Below are 15789 nucleotides of genomic sequence, written 5' to 3' on the forward strand. Positions count from 1 at the left end.
GGCGTCAAGCCGCTCAGGGCCACCGCTTAGAAATCGGTTGGCGCGCCGCCTTCCTCTTTGCGGCGGGCCACAAAGTCCTGCAACGCCCCCCGGATCGCGTCCTCCATCGGTGGTTCTTCGAAATCGGCGGTGATCTGCTTGAACAATTTATGCGCCCGCTGCGCGGTCCATTCGCCGCCAGCACCCTCCCAGGCCTCATAGTTGCGCCAGTCGCTCAGGAACGGCTGATAGAAGGCATCGGCGTATCGGTCCTGGGTGTGCTGGGTGCCAAAGAAGTGGCCGTCATTGCCGACCTCCTTGATCGCGTCAAAGGCAATATCGTCTGCTGTGGTGGCAAAGATCGCAGGCTGCATATAGCGCTGGATATGCTGCAAGACCTCGCAGTCCATGATGAATTTTTCAGGGCTGGCGATCAGCCCGCCTTCCAGCCAGCCCGCCGCATGATAGACCATATGGGTGCCCGATTGCACCGCCGCCCAGAGCGAGTTCGAGGTCTCCCACATGGCCTGGCCATCCGGCACATTGGCGGCACAGACACCGCTAGAGCGCATCGGCAAACCATAGAACCGTGCCATCTGGCCGGTCATCTGGGTCGAGCGCATGTATTCCGGTGTGCCAAAGGCAGGCGCGCCGCTTTTCATGTCGACGTTTGAGGTAAAGGTGCCGATCACGCAGGGCGTTCCGGGGGCCACATACTGAAACAGCGCAATCGCACAGAGCGCCTCGGCGATCGACTGCGCCACCGCGCCCGCCATGGTCACCGGCGCCATGGCCCCCGCCAGAGTGAACGGCGTCACCACAATCGCCTGGCCGCGGCGCGCCAGCCGCAAACAACCGTCAATCATCGGGTAATCGTGTTTCAGCGGCGAGGTCGAGTTGATGTTGGTATACATCCGCGGCTTGGCCTGGAACTCTTCCTCGCTCAGCCCGCCGGCAATCTTGACCATCTCCATCACGTCTTCCACCCGCTCTTTGCCCAGCGAGTAAGCGTGCATCACCTTGTCGGTGATCGTCAATTTGTCATACAGCACATCCAGGTGCCGCACCGATGCGTGGATATCGACCGGTTCAACCGGATAGCCGCCGGCAAAGTGGATGCAGTTGAAATACTGGGTCAGTTTCAGCAGGTCCTGGCACTGCGCCCGGGTGCCGGACACCTTCTTGCCCAGCTCCAGATCCCAGTAACTTGGCGGCGACGACACATTGCCAAACAGCAGATGATTGCCGCCAATGGGCAGCGTACGATCGGTGTTGCGCGGGGTGATGGTAAAGGTACTGGGCGCCTTGCCCACCATCTCCATCACAAAATCACGGTCCATGCGGACCAGATCGCCCTCGACCCGGCACCCTGCCTGCTTGAAGATCGCCAGCGCCTCGGGGTTCAGAAACACCACGCCGATGTCTTCGAGGATACGCATGGCGCCCTCGTGGATCGCCTGCACGCCTTCGGGGGGCAACGGTTCGGTGGGGCGGTCGATATTGACCGGGATCTGCCAGGGCATCTGTTCGATGATGGCCGCACCCCGCCGTGTGGCTGCCCCTGCCCTACCGCCACTGCGCCGCCTGCGTCCTGAGCTCTCAGCCATCATCGCCTCCTGGATCTTCTGCTGTTACTGACCAGCAGGCCCAATTCCCGACGCCGTCGCCGCTTCAATCACGACATTTAGTGTCGTTTTTTCAGCTCAATGGGACGCAGAGGGCATTTTCTGTACAGAAGTGCCCAGTAGGTGCGGATTGTCAGCCGTCCAGCCAGGCCGGGATGTGGCCGATATCCGGCAGCACAACATCCGCAAGCGGTGCAAGATCACCCCGTTGCGCAAGCCCGGTCAGCACGCCAATTCGGCGCATACCGGCGGCGCGGCCCGCTTCCAGGTCATGGCAGCTGTCCCCAACCATGGCGGTGCGGGCGGGATCGACGCCAACAGCCTTGCAAAAGGCCAGCAACGGGTCCGGGTCCGGTTTGGCGCCGTGGCCACTGTCATAGCCTGCGACAAAAGCAAAATGGCCCAGCACCCCAGTGCGCTGCAACTGGCTGCGCGCCGAAAACTCGGCATCATTGGTCATCACTCCCAGCACTTTGCCACGGGCCAGCAGATCATCAAGGAACGCGGCCAGAGGCACCGCCTCGGCCAACGGCGCAGTGGCGGCGCTGAGTGCCAGATGCTGCTCAATCGCAGCCTGATCCATGTGATCGATGAGAGGGGCTATGGCGGCGGCAATTTCCGTATTGGCGCAGGCAATGGCGATGCTGTCGGGATAGAAAGATCCCGCATCCAGATCGTAGCCCAGCACCTTGGCCAACGCCTGTGCGGTCTCCTCCTGCCCCTGCGACAGGTCGCGAATCAGGGTCTCGGTCCAGACATTCCAGGTGGCTGCAAAATCGAACAGGGTTCCGTCCTTGTCGAACAAAAGTGCATCAACGGGCATGGGGGCTCCTAATGGGTCACGGCGGTTATCGCCTCCCTATCAGGTCCAGTTGACCTGCGCACCACCCGGCAGCGACATCCGGGCCTGCATCGGTGACTCATAGGAGAATCCCTGCGCATCGCAAAAACTGATCACCCAGGCGTCATCCATCATCAGAAAGTCGAGAACCGAGCCTAGGAATTCTGGATCTGCCGCCCGCGACCGTAAATCGGCCTCGCTGGCCCCCGAAGCCCCGAGAAAGACAGGCAACAAGTCTTCGTTCCCCACCAGCCAGCCCAGTGCCTGCAGCGCTAAAGTTTCGGCGGCGAGAGAGATTTTTGGCATTTAACGACACTTTTACGGGAATGGGAAAGGGTTTGTTAACCCAAGTCATAAAGACTCTGGGCAAGTCGAATTGTAAGGGCGAAAGGGAACCGCGTGCAAGGCACAATCCTGATCATAGACGGCGTGGCCACCAACCGCATTATGCTAAAGGTGCAGCTCTCGGCGGCCTACTACCGCGTGGTGCAGACCGACAGCGTTGCCAGCGCCCTGTCGGTGGCGCAACGCTGTTGTCCTGATCTGGTGTTAACGGCGATGACATTACCCGATGGCGGTGCCGTCGATGTGGCCGCCGCCCTGGCGAGTGACGCGGCACTGGCAAACGTCCCGGTCATCGCGGTTTCAGCCCAAAACGACAACGCCAGCCGGATCGAGGCTTTGTCCGCAGGCATTGACGACGTGCTGCACCAGCCACTGGACGATGTGATCCTGCAGGCCCGCATTCGCAGCCTGATCCGCAGCCGCAGCAGTCGCGACGACCTGACCCTGCAGCACGAGGCGGCGCAGACCTTTGGGCAACCGCTGTCCGAGGGGGAATGCCTGGCCAAAATCCGCAATTCCAAGGTGGCACTGGTAGCGCAAGACGCCCCCACCGCGGCGCAATGGGCCGCCAGATTGCAGTCACTGGTGCCCTATCACCTGCATCCGCATCAGATTGGTGACATCCAGCAGCTGATGACCGACCCGGTGCCCGACGTGATTGTGGTTGAGCTGACCAAGACCGCCACCGGCCTCGGCCTGCGGTTGCTGGCCGATCTGCGGGCCCGCGCCGCAACCCGCAACTCGGTGGTGATTGCCATCCCCAGCCCGGCGGACGCCCATGTGGCGGCTGAAGCGCTGGATCGTGGCGCACATGATGTTTTGCAGTCCGGCTTTAATGTGCAGGAATTGGCCCTGCGCCTGTCGACCCAACTGCAGCACAAAGCCCGCAACGACCGGCTGCGCGCCACCGTCCGCAATGGGCTGCGCGCTGCGGTCGAGGATCCGATGACCGGCCTGTACAACCGCCGCTATGCCAGACCGTTCCTGGACCGAGTCGCGCGAAATGCGGTTGATTGCGATGAACATTTTGCCCTGATGCTGATCGATCTTGATCACTTTAAGCAGGTCAATGACCGCTACGGTCATCCGGCAGGCGACGCAGTGCTGGTCGAGGCCTCGAACCGGTTGCTGAAACAGCTACGCCCTGTCGATCTGCTGGCCCGGGTTGGCGGCGAGGAATTCATGATCGTCATGCCCGGACTTGGCGCCGCTCAGGCTAGCGAAATCGCTGAACGCCTGTGCCGCCAGATCAACGCCACTCCGTTTCAGGTTGCCGGTATCGACGAGCCGATCCACGTCACCACCAGCATTGGCCTGGCCATCGGTGGCGGCGACCCCTGCGCGGGCCCGACCCGCAAATCCCGCCCCACCAGCGTTACCGATCTGATCGCCGATGCCGACCGGGCGCTATATGGCGCAAAAGATGCTGGCCGCAATCAGGTCACCCTCAGCTCGGTTGCGGCCTGAAGGAAAGCTGAACGCTGCGCCCAGCCAGGTCGCATCCGAAATTCAGATGAGCAACCCGATGACTGATGTGGTCCTGCCTTTGTAGACAGGCTGTCGGCTCAGCTAAGATGCATCTTTGTAAGGTTTGATACCGGCTGTTTCACTCGCGCTTGTACCAAAACATGCAGGGTCTCGCGTTCCTTTTTAAAGGGCAGTGTGCGGCCACTCTGCGGTGTAAAATCCCCACCCGTTTTCGATAACGGGTTTGACCTGAAACCCGACCATCCATTCACTCCCCGACAGCGGATGTTTGCATGGCTGAGAGGGAAGGTTTTGATCTTGGCTACATTGCTCTCGGCTTTCTCTACCTTGTCAGAAAACACGCCGGTCAGGTCATCAATCGCCCGGCGTCTACCAGGGCTGATGTAGCCTTAAATTTGTCCGAAAATCGGCGTCCCATCGTCCTTTGCATATCCAGTTTCAAGGGGGGGACACAGCTGAGCAGACTGGATACTTTTGCCGGATCACCTCAGCCCGGTCAGGGCCGCCAGATGGCACTGGCAAAGGCCGTTGGACTCTGCCAGCCAAAGCCCATCAATGTGGCGACCGCGCTCCGGACTTTCGGCGCATTCTGCCCTGCAATTCATCCGCATAGCTGGCACGCTCGCCAGCGGTCATGGTCTCAACCTTGTTCACCCAGGCCCGTTGCACCGATGTCTGAAACTGATGACCGGTGGCGGCCTGCGCCTCGATAAACTGGGCCAGAGCATCCGGTTCAAACGGGTCCGCCCGCAACAGGGTCAATATTGCCTCGCCTTCTGCACGCAGCCGGTCGTGGAAACTGCCATGTTCACCGCCGGCCTTTTGCCGCAGAGAGCGCCGCGCATCGCGGTCCAACTCGCGAAACAACATCACGCCAAACATTGGTCCGGGCCGCATCTGTGGCCCGTCGCGAAAGCGCACCGCGGCGCCGACGGCCAGACCGGCGACGGCCAGGTTCAACCCCAGCGATCCCGCCAGCACGATTCGCAGCCAGAGCTTCATCTTTGCCGGATTTGCCGGTTTTTCTGTGCTCATTGCACCTCCTCACCCAGCACTACCGCCAGGTCATAACTTGTATAGGGCACCGAGGTGCTGTTGGAATACCCGACCAATTGCGCCGGATCCGGCAGGAAGGAAGGTGGCGCCAGACCGACCCAGACCCCAACGGCACAGGCCGCAGCCAATCCGCCAAGCGCAGGTAAGCCGCCGATGGCAATCATCAATTGCCGCCAGGCCCCGGCCCGCAGCCGCGTTCGGCTTTGCCTGTTCTGTTTCGGCGCCGGCACCAGATTTTCAGCGCGCGCCACCAATGCGTCGTTCATAATTGCTGTCGCCAGATGCTTCGGCAGTGGCACCGGGGTTTCCCGTGCTGCAGCAAACAGGTCATCAAGCGCTTGATTTGCTTTTTCCGTATCAGCCATCAGTATACCCCAACTCTTCGCGTCGGTCGGCCAGAATGGCCGCCAATGCCCGTTTTCCCCGCGCGGTCAGACTCTCCACCGCCTCGACGCCAATGTCCATGATCCCCGCGATTTCGGGGTTGGGTAACTCTTCGATATGGCGCAGCACCACCGCTTGTCGTTGCCGCTCGGGCAATTGCATCAGCGCCAGTTGCAAGGCATCTTGCCGCGCCCCATCCTGCATCTGCTCGGCGGCGCTGCGACTGGTATCGGCCGGTTCCGGCACCGCATCCAGATCAACATATCCGCCACGTTGCCGTCGCTTCAGATCAATACACAGGTTCATCGCCACCCGGTACAGCCAGGTGGACAGCTGCGCCTGCCCCGGCTGCCAGTTCGGGGCCATGCGCCACAGACGCATCATCGCCTCTTGGGTGACATCCTCGGCCTCGGCCCGATTGCCCAGCACCCGCATTGCCACCCCAAAACACCGAGGGCTCAGCCGCATGGTCAGCTCCTGCACCGCGCGTCCGTCGCCATTGGCATAGAGCACCAGCAAGGCGTCGTCGCTCAACTTGGAACCCGGCTCACCCACCATCAGCGCCCCCGTTCCCGGGGGCCACTGTTTTGATATTTCAGCGTTATAATACACGTCCGGCTGATCAGTTCTGCTCCGTTTCTGCATCGGGCTGCTGCCCTGGGCGATGATGACCCTTACCGCGCTGGCGCATATGCTTGCCAGCCTCTTCGAACTCTTCTTTCGAAATGGAGCCGTTTCCGTCGGCGTCAAAGCGATCGAACATCTGGCCCGCACGGCGCGGTTTGCTCAGCTCCTCCTGGCTCAGCACCCCATCGCCATTGGCATCACGCATCTTCAGCATTTTCTCCGCACGCGCGGCGACGTTCTTGACGCCCTGAGCTGTCAGTTCCTCAAGCGACACCACACCGTCGCCATTGGTATCTGTCTTGGCAAAACGGGCGCCTTTCATGGCATCCATTTCCGCCTGGCTGATCTCGCCATTGCCGTCGGTGTCAATTTCCTCAAAAGACATGCGCATTCCCGGTCCACCTGGGCCATCAGGGCCACCCTTTGCCAGCACTGATCCTGCCGCGATGATACTGGCTGTGCCTACGATAACCGCGATGAAAGCTGCTTTCTTCATGTCAATTTCCTTCGTTTGTGGCGACCCCGTGTCGCCGATCATGCAAGTCAAACGGCTCATCAACGGGTTTCCGTCGCCCCCTGAGCAAAAAAATGTCTAAAAAAGGTTCGCGCCAAAAATAGCCGGACATCGCAGCGGAATTTGCGACATTACACCGCAAAGCTGCCGCGCCCCCTTTCGGTCCGGCCAGAATTCAGCCAGGAAGAGCGCAAAGATGGGTCAAACATATAGGATTTATCATGACCGAGACTCAGACTGTGCTGGCCACAGACCTCGAAAACGATCGCCCAACCCTGCCGGCCCTGTTGAAGGGCTGGCGCCGCACATGCCCCAGCTGTGGCAAAGGTGCCGTGCTGCACTCCTATCTCAAGGTCAAAGCGCGCTGCGACAATTGTGATCTGGACCTGTCACAGGCCCGCGCCGATGACGGCCCGGCCTATTTGACCATCCTGGTTGTTGGTCACCTGCTGGCGCCACTGATCCACCTCGTCTTTGTCACCTGGCGCCCTGAACCCCTGGTCTTATTCACAATTTTTACGATTGGCTGCGTCTCTCTGTCCCTCTATCTTCTGCCCAGACTAAAGGGCGGTATAATTGCTTACCAATGGGCAAAACGCATGTATGGGTTTGAAAAGAACTCCTGAACAGCCAACGACAGAATGAGGATCTCATGACGGCAGGCCAAGATAACCCGGTTGTTGACAAGACCGCTGTGCGCAACGCGGCCACTGTGATTGTGGTGCGCGACCGGCTGGGCGCGGACCCCGCCATTCTGATGGGCCAGCGCGGCGCCAGGGCCGCGTTCATGCCCAACAAATTTGTCTTTCCCGGCGGCGCGGTTGATGCAACGGATGCGGATGTGCCGCTGGCCTCTGCCATTTCCGAGACCTGTCACACACGGCTTGCCGATCAGGCGCCGGGTGATTTGCAAACCGCGCTGACGGTCGCTGCCATTCGCGAGCTATGGGAGGAAACCGGGTTGGTGCTGGGGAGCTTGGGCAACTGGCCGGGTGCGGTCCCAGCTGATTGGCAAGAGTTTGCATCGGCAGGCTACCTGCCCACTGCCAGCGGCTTGCAATACGTCTTCCGCGCCCTCACCCCACCGGGTCGCCCGCGCCGGTTTGACGCCCGTTTCTTCCTTGTCGACGCGGAGGAGATTGCCACCGATCTCGATGATTTCTCCCGCGCCTCGGACGAGCTGTCCCATTTGCAATGGGTCAGGCTTTCCCAGGCCCGCCAGTTTGACCTGCCGTTCATAACCGAGGTGGTACTGGCCGAAGTCGCCGCCCGGATCACCGATCTGACGCCGCCCGGTTCGGTGCCCTATTTCCGCAATACCGACGAGGCCAGTCTGTTCCTGCGTCTCTACGGCAAAGAAATGCCCGCTGCCGACTGAACGACAAAACCTCCCAAGTTATAGCGCCAGCACCAAAGCCAGGATCGACAGCACTAGCAAAGCCATCCCCATGATCTCGCGCTTGGTGATTTTTTCCTTGAAAAACAATACTGTTGCCAGAATTGACAGCAGCAGCTCGACCTGCCCCAGCGCCTTGACATAAGCCGCATTCTGCATCGAAAAGGCCCAGAACCAGCAGAACGAACCGCCCATGCTGGTTAGGCCAACCCAGATCGCCATCCGTCGCGCGGCCCAGACCCGGGCGATCTCATCCCGGTCACGCCAGCCCAGCCAGATCAGCATCATCAGGCATTGCAGGCTGACCACCACCGCCAGGGTCACGCCTGCGCGAAAGGCAGGCTGCAGATCGCCCAGTTGCAACGACGCACCGCGATAGCTGACGGCGGAAAAGGCAAACAGCACCCCAGACCCCAGCCCCAGCTTTGCCGCCTTATTGGTCAGATGCTGCCACCAGGGCCCACTGCTTCCCGGCGTCTTTGACAGCACCAGCACCGCGCTCAACCCCAAGGCAATCGCCACCCAGCCCCAGTTGCTGATCTGATCGCCCAGCACCAGCAGGCCGACAATTGCAGTCTGGATAACTTCGGTTTTCTTAAAGGTGATTCCCACGGCAAAATTGCGTTGCTTGAACAGGGCCACCACGCAGATCGTCGCCAGGATCTGCGACAGCCCGCCAATGGTGGCAAACAACCAAAACCCCGGTGTCAGCGCCGGAAACGCCCGGCCTGAGACGTAAAGATAGGTCGCCAGCCCGATCAGGATAAACGGTGCCGAGTAGGCAAAGCGCGAAAAGGTCGCCCCGGCCGCAGACAGGGTGACACTGGCCAGAACCTTTTGCAGCATGAACCGAACGGTTTGAAATGTAGCGGCCGCAATCGCGACTGGAATCCATAAACTCATGCCGGCGTTATGGCGGTTTACGCATCCGGATGCCAGAGAGGATGCGGCACCGGATCCTTGCTACGCAGGAAATAGCGACGGAACACCTGCCCATAGCAGGTATAGGTATAATGCCCATTGGCATCCCTGAACGCGTCCCGGCGGTCCCGGTACAGGCGCGGCAGCGCATACCAGGGCACGCCGGGGTGCAGATGGTGCACCACATGCAGGTTATTGTTGAGAAACAGAAAGCCCAGCGGACCACTGTCTTCGACCAGAACGGTGCGCGCATGCATCTGGTCATGGGCCCGGTGCTCCAGGAAGGTGCGGATTTTGACCAGTCCCAGCCCCAGGTAGGCGGCGATGGCATAGGCCCAAAATGGCATCGGCGTCAGACTGACCGCCCACAGCACCAGCGCCAGTCCCGGCAGATGCAGCAGCCAGGCCCAGATTACCGCCCACTCACCTCGCCCGGCAGCGCGGGCATCTCCGGCCAGGAAACAGACCTGACCAATCAGTGGCCCCAACAGGATGCGCCCCAACAGGGTGTTGTTGGCCCGGTACATCCAACGCATCCCCCGCGACATCCGCTGCCACACCTCTGGGTCCAGAAAATTGCTTTCCGGGTCGTCATAGGGATCGGTCAGGTTTTCATCGCGGTGATGCTCCAGATGGGTATCGCGAAACCTGTTATAGGGGATCGCCATGTTCAGCTGAGGCGCCATCAGGGTCTCGTTCAACCACCGCAGCCGAAAAGGATGCCCATGCAGCGCCTCATGGGTCAGCGAAGAGTGAAAGGCGACCAGAATGGCACTGACCGAAATCGCCAGTACCAGACTGATTTCGGGCAGCAGCAACAGGGTTGCAAACCACAGCCCATAGCAGGCCACGATCAGCAATAGGGTGCGCCATTCCGGGCCTTTGGGCAGATGTTCAGACATGGTCTCGGCCCCAGCCAATACGCGACCAAATCCGCTCGTACAGAAGATACAGGGTGAACCCGATCGCGGTGTTGATCAGCGCGATCACCCCACCCACGGCAATCGATCCGGTGGCCAGAAATCCAACCAGCGCCATCGACCCCAAGCCGATGATATTCCAAATAAGCGCCTTGACCAGCGACCGTACCCGCGTTTCCATTCTACCTCCTGACGATAAGTTGCCTCAGGAGTACCGTAAAGCGACGCTGTGCAGAATTCCGTATATGATTAACAAATCAAAACAACTGTGATTTAAGTGAACACATGAGTATAAAAATCGACAAACGCACCCGAGCTGAGCAATTCCGCCTACGGTTGATTCGAGCCCTGCGCGACAGCGGCCTCAGCCAAAGCGCCCTGGCGCGACAAATCAGCGTCGATCGCTCCACCATTTCGCAACTGGTGGGCGGCGATGGCGCCCGGCTTCCCAACGCCCATGTGGTTGGCGCCTGTGCCAGCGCTCTGGGGGTCTCGGCCGACTGGCTGCTCAGCCTGTCTGATCGCCCCGAAAGTGCGGCCGAACTGCTGGCGGGCGCCCTGTCCCTGTCCGAGGCCCCGCGGGCGCTGGTGGATGCCCGCATCTTTGACTGGCACCGCGAGGCGGCGGGCTACAAGATCCGCCATGTGCCCGCCACCCTGCCCGATATGATGAAGACCCGCGCCCTGCTGGAATGGGAATATACCCCGCATCTGGGGCGCACCGCCGGCCAGGCCATTGGCGCCTCCGAGGACCGGCTGGCCTGGATGCGGCAGTCACAGTCGGACTATGAAATCGCCATGCCCATTTATGAGCTGCACAGCTTTGCCCATGGCACTGGCTATTATCAGGACTTGCCACTGCAGACCCGCATTGAACAGCTCGATAACTTTGAGCGCCTCTGCACCCAGCTCTATCCCCGGCTGCGAGTCTATCTGTTTGATGCCAAACGGCTGTACTCGTCGCCGCTGACCATCTTTGGACCATTGCTCTGCGTCTTCTATGCCGGCTCGCACTATATGGCCTTTCGCGACAGCGACCGGATCGAGACCTTCACCCAGCATTTTGACACACTGATCCGCGAGGCCGATCTGACCGCAAGGCAATTACCCGACCACCTGCGCGCACTTAAAGCAAGCCTCACCGGCTAGGCCCCACGGCGCCGACACGGCGGCGTTCAGGCTCAAGTCGCGACAGCGACTTGAGCCACCGGCACCGCTAGACTTTTGGGTCCGGGTTCACGGTGTGGCCATCCACCGCGATCACCTGCCCCGACACCAGACGGGCCGCATCCGAGGCCAGAAAGACCGCCATATTGGCAATATCACTGGCTTCGACAAAACTCCCCATCGAGGTGCCAGCAGCATAGCCGTCATAGACCTCATCCCGGGTCATCCCCTTGGCCGCCGCTTCGCGCTCCAGCACCCCCTCGATCCGGGGGCCTTCGACGGCGCCCGGACAGATCACATTGGCGCGAATGCCGTGTGGGCCCAGCTCCATCGCCAGCGTTTTGGTCAGCCCGATCACCGCCCATTTCGCCGCCGAATAGGGCGCCCGGTTGGGATAGCCGTATTGCCCTGCGGTTGAGGAGGTCACGATGATCGACCCCGCCCCCGCAGCCTTCATCATCGGTGTTGCGTATTTCGCCGCCAGAAACGCGCCTTCCAAATTGACGCTAACGCAGGCCTGCCAGTCCGCCAGCGCCACATCCTCAATCTTGGCGGTTGGCCCGGCGACGCCTGCATTGGCACAGAGCACATCCAGCCCGCCGCCCGCCGCAGCCACAGCCGCAAACACCACCCGCATATCGTCTTCGCTGGCGGCATTGGCGCGGTGGGTGATCCAGCTGGATGGCAGCGCCGCCAATCCGGCCTCATTCACATCGGTAACCCAGACCTCGTAGCCCGCTGCGGCAAATCCCTCGCCCATGGCGCGGCCAATACCGGAGGCACCTGCGGTGATCAGAACCCGCGCCATTATCGTGGTGCCCCAATAGCGCGGCCTAAACCATCAGGCGCCGATAGCGCGGCATGCGCCTGCGCCAGCTTCACCAGCGCCGCCTCCACATGAGGGGCTGGCGGTGCGGATCGACGGGTCGCCAGATCCACATGCAGCAACATGTGCTCACCGGTGGCCAGCAACCGGTCACCCTCATACATTTCATGCCACAGATGCATCTTCTTGCCCGCCCCCATGATCACCTGGGTTCTGACCTGAATGGCATGGCCCGCGTGGATCTCGTCAATGTGGCGGATATGGGTTTCGGCGGTAAAATAGCTGCCGCCCGAGGCGATATAGTCGGCGTCACAACCGATCATTATCATCAGCCGGTCGGTGGACTGGGCAAAGGCATCCAAGTAACGACTTTCGGTCATGTGACCGTTGTAGTCGGTCCAGTCCAGCGGCACCGTGCGGTTCAAGGTCAGCACCGGCTGCGACAGATCCGTCATCTGGTCCACATGGCTCAGCAGTCCTGCCTCGCCTTCGCGCGCCTTGTCCTGCGCATTCTGCAACGCGCCGGCACCCCAGTCATTGGCCGACATCGCCCGCATCATACCGACAAGGTTATCATCGCGAATGCGCTCCAACTGGCGGATCGAATGCATGCCGGATTGCTCATCCGACTGATCGGCGATCAGATCCACCAGCTCGTCGGTGAACTCGGGCACATCCATCAGTTTGGTCCAGGGTTCCGTCAGGCAGGGGCCAAACTGCGCCATGAAATGTTTCATTCCGGCCTCACCGCCCGCCACGCGGTAAGTTTCAAACAGCCCCATCTGCGCCCAGCGAATGCCAAAGCCATAACGGATCGCGTTGTCGATTTCCTCGGTCGAGGCGATGCCGTCCTTGACCAGCCACAGCGCCTCACGCCAGACCGCCTCGAGGAAGCGATCAGCGATATGCGCATCAATTTCTTTGCGCAAGTGCAGCGGGTACATGCCAATGCTAGTGATGATCTCTTTGGCGCGGGCGATCAATTCGGGCGGATTTACTTCGGTGCCGACCAGTTCGATCAGCGGCAGCAGGTAGACCGGGTTGAACGGATGCGCGACGACGATCTGCCCGGCATTTGCGTGGCCTTCCTGCAATTGCGACGGTTTAAAACCGCTGGTGGAGGAACCAATCACCACGTTAGCAGCACAGTGTTGTTGCAGCTCGCCGTAGACTTTCTGCTTCAGATCCAACCGCTCGGGCACGCTTTCCTGCACCCAGGTCGCGCCAGACACCGCCTCGGCAATGCTCGGGTGAAAGCTCAGGCTTCCCTCAGACGGCAATGCCACATTGCCCAAGCCCGGCAGACTGCGGCGCGCATTGTCCAGCACCTCGCCAATTTTGCGCTCGGCCTCAGGGTCCGGGTCAAACACCCGCACGTCCCAGCCGTTCAGCAGGAACCGCGCGGCCCAGCCACCACCGATTACACCGCCGCCAATAATTGCTGCTGTTGTCATGTTGCTTCCTTCTCAGATCCTAATTGGCTCGTGCGCAGCACGGGTCGCGCCTGACCTTCCCCACGGGAAGGTCAGGCGCGACCCTTGTTGGTCTTTACTTCGCCAGTGGCGCCCGCTTCACCAGACCCAGCTTCTCACGCACTGCTTCTGGACCCATCACCCGCGCACCCATGTTTTCAATGATGGTGCCCGCGCGCTCGACCAGCTGCCAGTTCTCGGCCAGCTGACCCTTGCCCAACCACAGATTGTCCTCCAGCCCAACGCGCACATTGCCGCCCGCCAGGATTGAGGCCGCCACATAGGCCATCTGATCACGGCCAAGCGAGAACGCCGACCAGTTCCAGCTCTCCGGCACATTATTGACCATCGCCATGAAGGTGTTCAGATCATTCGGCGCGCCCCATGGCACCCCCATGCACAGCTGCACCAGCGCCGGACCGTCCAGCACGCCCTCTTTCACCAGCTCTTTGGCAAACCAAAGATGGCCGGTGTCAAAGGCCTCAATCTCGGGCTTTACACCCAGATCGGTCATCATCTGACCCATGCTGCGCAACATGCCGGGCGTGTTGGTCATCACGTAATCGGCTTCGGCGAAATTCATGGTGCCGCAGTCCAGCGTGCAGATCTCCGGCAGGCATTCCGCCACATGCGCCATCCGCGCGGTGGCGCCGATCATATCGGTGCCCGCGGCATTCACTGGCAGCGGGTTCTCGACATCGCCAAACACCATATCACCGCCCATGCCAGCGGTCAGGTTCAGAACCATGTCCACCTCGGACTCGCGGATGCGATCGGTGAGTTCACGGTACAGGCCCAGATCACGGCTCGGAGCGCCGGTTTCGGGATCACGCACATGGCAGTGCACAATGGCAGCACCGGCTTTGGCCGCCGCAATGGCGCTTTCGGCAATTTGCGCTGGCGAGCGCGGCACATGTGGGCTGCGATCCTGGCTGCTTCCCGAGCCGGTCACCGCACAGGTGATAAAGACGTCTTTGGTCATATTCAGAGGCATTTTGCTTTTCCCCGCAATGTACAGAGTTTTGCCTGTAGTTATCCACAGGCTCTTCCCCAGTTTCCTATTTGCACTGATCTGCACTCTGCCCCAGCCTTGGGGCCTGAACTTTACAGAATGCGAATCCTACTTGATGAAATCCGCAAAAAACATACTTCAACCAGAACACCGTCCGCTGAAAACAGCGGTGCTGGTGCTGGACGAATGCAACACCCTCTCTTTTGCCGCCGTGGTCGATCCGATGCGCGCCGCTAACCGGCTGGCTGGGCGTCACGCCTTTGACTGGGATTATGTCACCGCCACCGACGAGCCCGCAATGCTGACCAGCGGCTTGACAGTGCCGGGCATCCCACTGGCCCGGCTGCAGGGCTGCGAGCTGCTGATTGTGGTGGCCGGCTTCCAACTGGCCCGCCACGCCACCCCCAGCCTGCTGGCAGGTCTGCGCCGCATCGCTGCCACCGGTGCGACGATAGCGGGCATCGACGGCGGCCCCTGGCTGCTGGCCGAGGCCGGCTTGCTAGATGGCCATGCCGCCACCACCCACTGGGAGGATCTGGACAATTTCGCCAACCGCTTCCCCGAGGTTGACACCCGCCAGGACCGCTTCACCCTGTCCGAAGGCCGCCTGACCTCGGGCGGTGCCACCCCTGCGATCGAGATGATGTTGCATATCATTGGTGCGCGCCACGGCATCGGCTTTGCCTCCCGCGTCGCCGGGCTGTTCCTCTATGATGGCCCCAGCGCCCCAACCCGGCCGCAAAGCCGCCTGGGCAGCCAGAAGCACAACGCACTCACCGCCAAGGCCAATGCACTGATGGAATCCTCGTTGGACGAACCGCTGCCGCTCAGCCACATCGCCGAGAACCTGGGCACCAGCCCGCGCAGCCTGCAGCAACAGTTCCGCCTGCGCCTGAACACCACCCCGCAAGACCACTACCTGCAGCTGCGCCTGGCCGAGGCCCGCCGCCTGGTGACAGACACCGATCTGCCGCTAATGGATGTGGCCGTTGCCACCGGCTTCACCTCGCAATCCAGCTTTGCCCGCGCCTTTCGCACCGCCCATGGCAGCACCGCCCGCGATCTGCGTCAGGACGCCACCCTGCCCCTGCGGCACTAGCCAGCCATTCCCAAGCCATGGTGCGGCGCCCGTTCCACCAAGACGGATCTCGCTTCATCTGGCCAAAAATATCCCGGGGGTGAATGGGCCAACAGGCCCAGAGGGGGCAGCGCCCCC

General features: G+C 61.1%; 18 protein-coding genes. 5 read left to right on the top strand and 13 right to left on the bottom strand.

From position 1 onward, the window contains the following. Positions 1 to 26: 26 nt before the first annotated feature. From QPJ95_RS01140 to QPJ95_RS01150, 3 genes are all read right to left on the bottom strand, one after another. A complete protein-coding gene (locus tag QPJ95_RS01140) occupies positions 27 to 1586 on the bottom strand; it encodes a trimethylamine methyltransferase family protein (RefSeq protein ID WP_270918773.1) in 1560 nt (519 codons plus the stop codon). Positions 1587 to 1737: 151 nt separating this feature from the next. Next, positions 1738 to 2427 carry an HAD family hydrolase gene (locus QPJ95_RS01145; RefSeq protein WP_270918774.1) on the bottom strand — a complete coding sequence of 230 codons (690 nt, stop codon included), beginning with the start codon at positions 2425 to 2427 and terminating at the stop codon, positions 1738 to 1740. Between the two features lie 39 nt (positions 2428 to 2466). Further along, the gene (locus tag QPJ95_RS01150) at positions 2467 to 2751 is read right to left on the bottom strand and encodes a DUF3572 domain-containing protein (RefSeq protein ID WP_270918775.1); all 285 of its coding nucleotides are present in this window, start codon (positions 2749 to 2751) and stop codon (positions 2467 to 2469) included. A gap of 93 nt (positions 2752 to 2844) precedes the next feature. Between QPJ95_RS01150 and QPJ95_RS01155 the strand changes: the two genes are divergently transcribed. Further along, a complete protein-coding gene (locus QPJ95_RS01155) occupies positions 2845 to 4257 on the top strand; it encodes a diguanylate cyclase domain-containing protein (protein ID WP_270918776.1) in 1413 nt (470 codons plus the stop codon). A gap of 573 nt (positions 4258 to 4830) precedes the next feature. On the opposite strand, the gene QPJ95_RS01160 is transcribed toward QPJ95_RS01155, so the two are convergent. The 4 genes from QPJ95_RS01160 to QPJ95_RS01175 form a co-directional block, all read right to left on the bottom strand. Next, complete coding sequence (locus tag QPJ95_RS01160; RefSeq protein WP_270918777.1) at positions 4831 to 5313, bottom strand: periplasmic heavy metal sensor; 483 nt, start codon at positions 5311 to 5313, stop codon at positions 4831 to 4833. After that, positions 5310 to 5699 (bottom strand): hypothetical protein, encoded by a 390-nt coding sequence (locus tag QPJ95_RS01165; RefSeq protein ID WP_270918778.1) that lies wholly within the window; start codon positions 5697 to 5699, stop codon positions 5310 to 5312. The genes QPJ95_RS01160 and QPJ95_RS01165 overlap by 4 nt, the downstream gene beginning before the upstream one ends. Next, positions 5692 to 6276, bottom strand: coding sequence for an RNA polymerase sigma factor (locus QPJ95_RS01170; protein WP_270918894.1), 585 nt, complete (start codon positions 6274 to 6276; stop codon positions 5692 to 5694). Before QPJ95_RS01170 ends, QPJ95_RS01165 begins: the two co-directional genes overlap by 8 nt. A gap of 64 nt (positions 6277 to 6340) precedes the next feature. After that, positions 6341 to 6841 (bottom strand): EF-hand domain-containing protein, encoded by a 501-nt coding sequence (locus QPJ95_RS01175; RefSeq protein ID WP_270918779.1) that lies wholly within the window; start codon positions 6839 to 6841, stop codon positions 6341 to 6343. Positions 6842 to 7080: 239 nt separating this feature from the next. On the opposite strand from QPJ95_RS01175, the gene QPJ95_RS01180 reads away from it, so the two are divergent. Further along, positions 7081 to 7485 carry a DUF983 domain-containing protein gene (locus QPJ95_RS01180; RefSeq protein ID WP_270918780.1) on the top strand — a complete coding sequence of 135 codons (405 nt, stop codon included), beginning with the start codon at positions 7081 to 7083 and terminating at the stop codon, positions 7483 to 7485. Between the two features lie 26 nt (positions 7486 to 7511). Continuing rightward, on the top strand, positions 7512 to 8237 hold the full coding sequence (locus tag QPJ95_RS01185) for an NUDIX hydrolase (protein ID WP_270918781.1): 726 nt from the start codon (positions 7512 to 7514) through the stop codon (positions 8235 to 8237). A gap of 18 nt (positions 8238 to 8255) precedes the next feature. Here QPJ95_RS01185 and QPJ95_RS01190 read toward each other — a convergent pair whose 3' ends face one another. Genes QPJ95_RS01190 through QPJ95_RS01200 form a run of 3 tightly spaced genes read right to left on the bottom strand, consistent with a single transcriptional unit; the run spans position 8256 to position 10277 of the window. Beyond that, positions 8256 to 9158 (bottom strand): DMT family transporter, encoded by a 903-nt coding sequence (locus tag QPJ95_RS01190; protein ID WP_270918782.1) that lies wholly within the window; start codon positions 9156 to 9158, stop codon positions 8256 to 8258. 17 nt (positions 9159 to 9175) lie between these two features. Further along, complete coding sequence (locus QPJ95_RS01195) at positions 9176 to 10078, bottom strand: fatty acid desaturase (protein WP_270918783.1); 903 nt, start codon at positions 10076 to 10078, stop codon at positions 9176 to 9178. Then, positions 10071 to 10277, bottom strand: coding sequence for a DUF2061 domain-containing protein (locus QPJ95_RS01200; protein ID WP_270918784.1), 207 nt, complete (start codon positions 10275 to 10277; stop codon positions 10071 to 10073). Before QPJ95_RS01200 ends, QPJ95_RS01195 begins: the two co-directional genes overlap by 8 nt. 104 nt (positions 10278 to 10381) lie before the next feature. Here QPJ95_RS01200 and QPJ95_RS01205 point away from each other — a divergent pair, with 104 nt between their 5' ends. After that, complete coding sequence (locus QPJ95_RS01205; RefSeq protein WP_270918785.1) at positions 10382 to 11245, top strand: helix-turn-helix domain-containing protein; 864 nt, start codon at positions 10382 to 10384, stop codon at positions 11243 to 11245. Between the two features lie 67 nt (positions 11246 to 11312). Here QPJ95_RS01205 and QPJ95_RS01210 read toward each other — a convergent pair whose 3' ends face one another. The 3 genes from QPJ95_RS01210 to QPJ95_RS01220 all read right to left on the bottom strand — a co-directional run bounded on the left by QPJ95_RS01210 (position 11313) and on the right by QPJ95_RS01220 (position 14555). Continuing rightward, positions 11313 to 12071 (bottom strand): SDR family oxidoreductase, encoded by a 759-nt coding sequence (locus QPJ95_RS01210; RefSeq protein WP_270918786.1) that lies wholly within the window; start codon positions 12069 to 12071, stop codon positions 11313 to 11315. Then, the gene (locus tag QPJ95_RS01215; protein WP_270918787.1) at positions 12071 to 13543 is read right to left on the bottom strand and encodes a carnitine 3-dehydrogenase; all 1473 of its coding nucleotides are present in this window, start codon (positions 13541 to 13543) and stop codon (positions 12071 to 12073) included. Before QPJ95_RS01215 ends, QPJ95_RS01210 begins: the two co-directional genes overlap by 1 nt. A gap of 94 nt (positions 13544 to 13637) precedes the next feature. Beyond that, complete coding sequence (locus tag QPJ95_RS01220; RefSeq protein WP_270918788.1) at positions 13638 to 14555, bottom strand: BKACE family enzyme; 918 nt, start codon at positions 14553 to 14555, stop codon at positions 13638 to 13640. Positions 14556 to 14688: 133 nt separating this feature from the next. On the opposite strand from QPJ95_RS01220, the gene QPJ95_RS01225 reads away from it, so the two are divergent. Continuing rightward, the gene (locus tag QPJ95_RS01225; protein WP_270918789.1) at positions 14689 to 15672 is read left to right on the top strand and encodes a GlxA family transcriptional regulator; all 984 of its coding nucleotides are present in this window, start codon (positions 14689 to 14691) and stop codon (positions 15670 to 15672) included. Positions 15673 to 15789 lie beyond the last annotated feature (117 nt).

The organism is Parasedimentitalea psychrophila, from assembly GCF_030285785.1.
Classification (GTDB): Bacteria; Pseudomonadota; Alphaproteobacteria; order Rhodobacterales; family Rhodobacteraceae; genus Parasedimentitalea; species Parasedimentitalea psychrophila.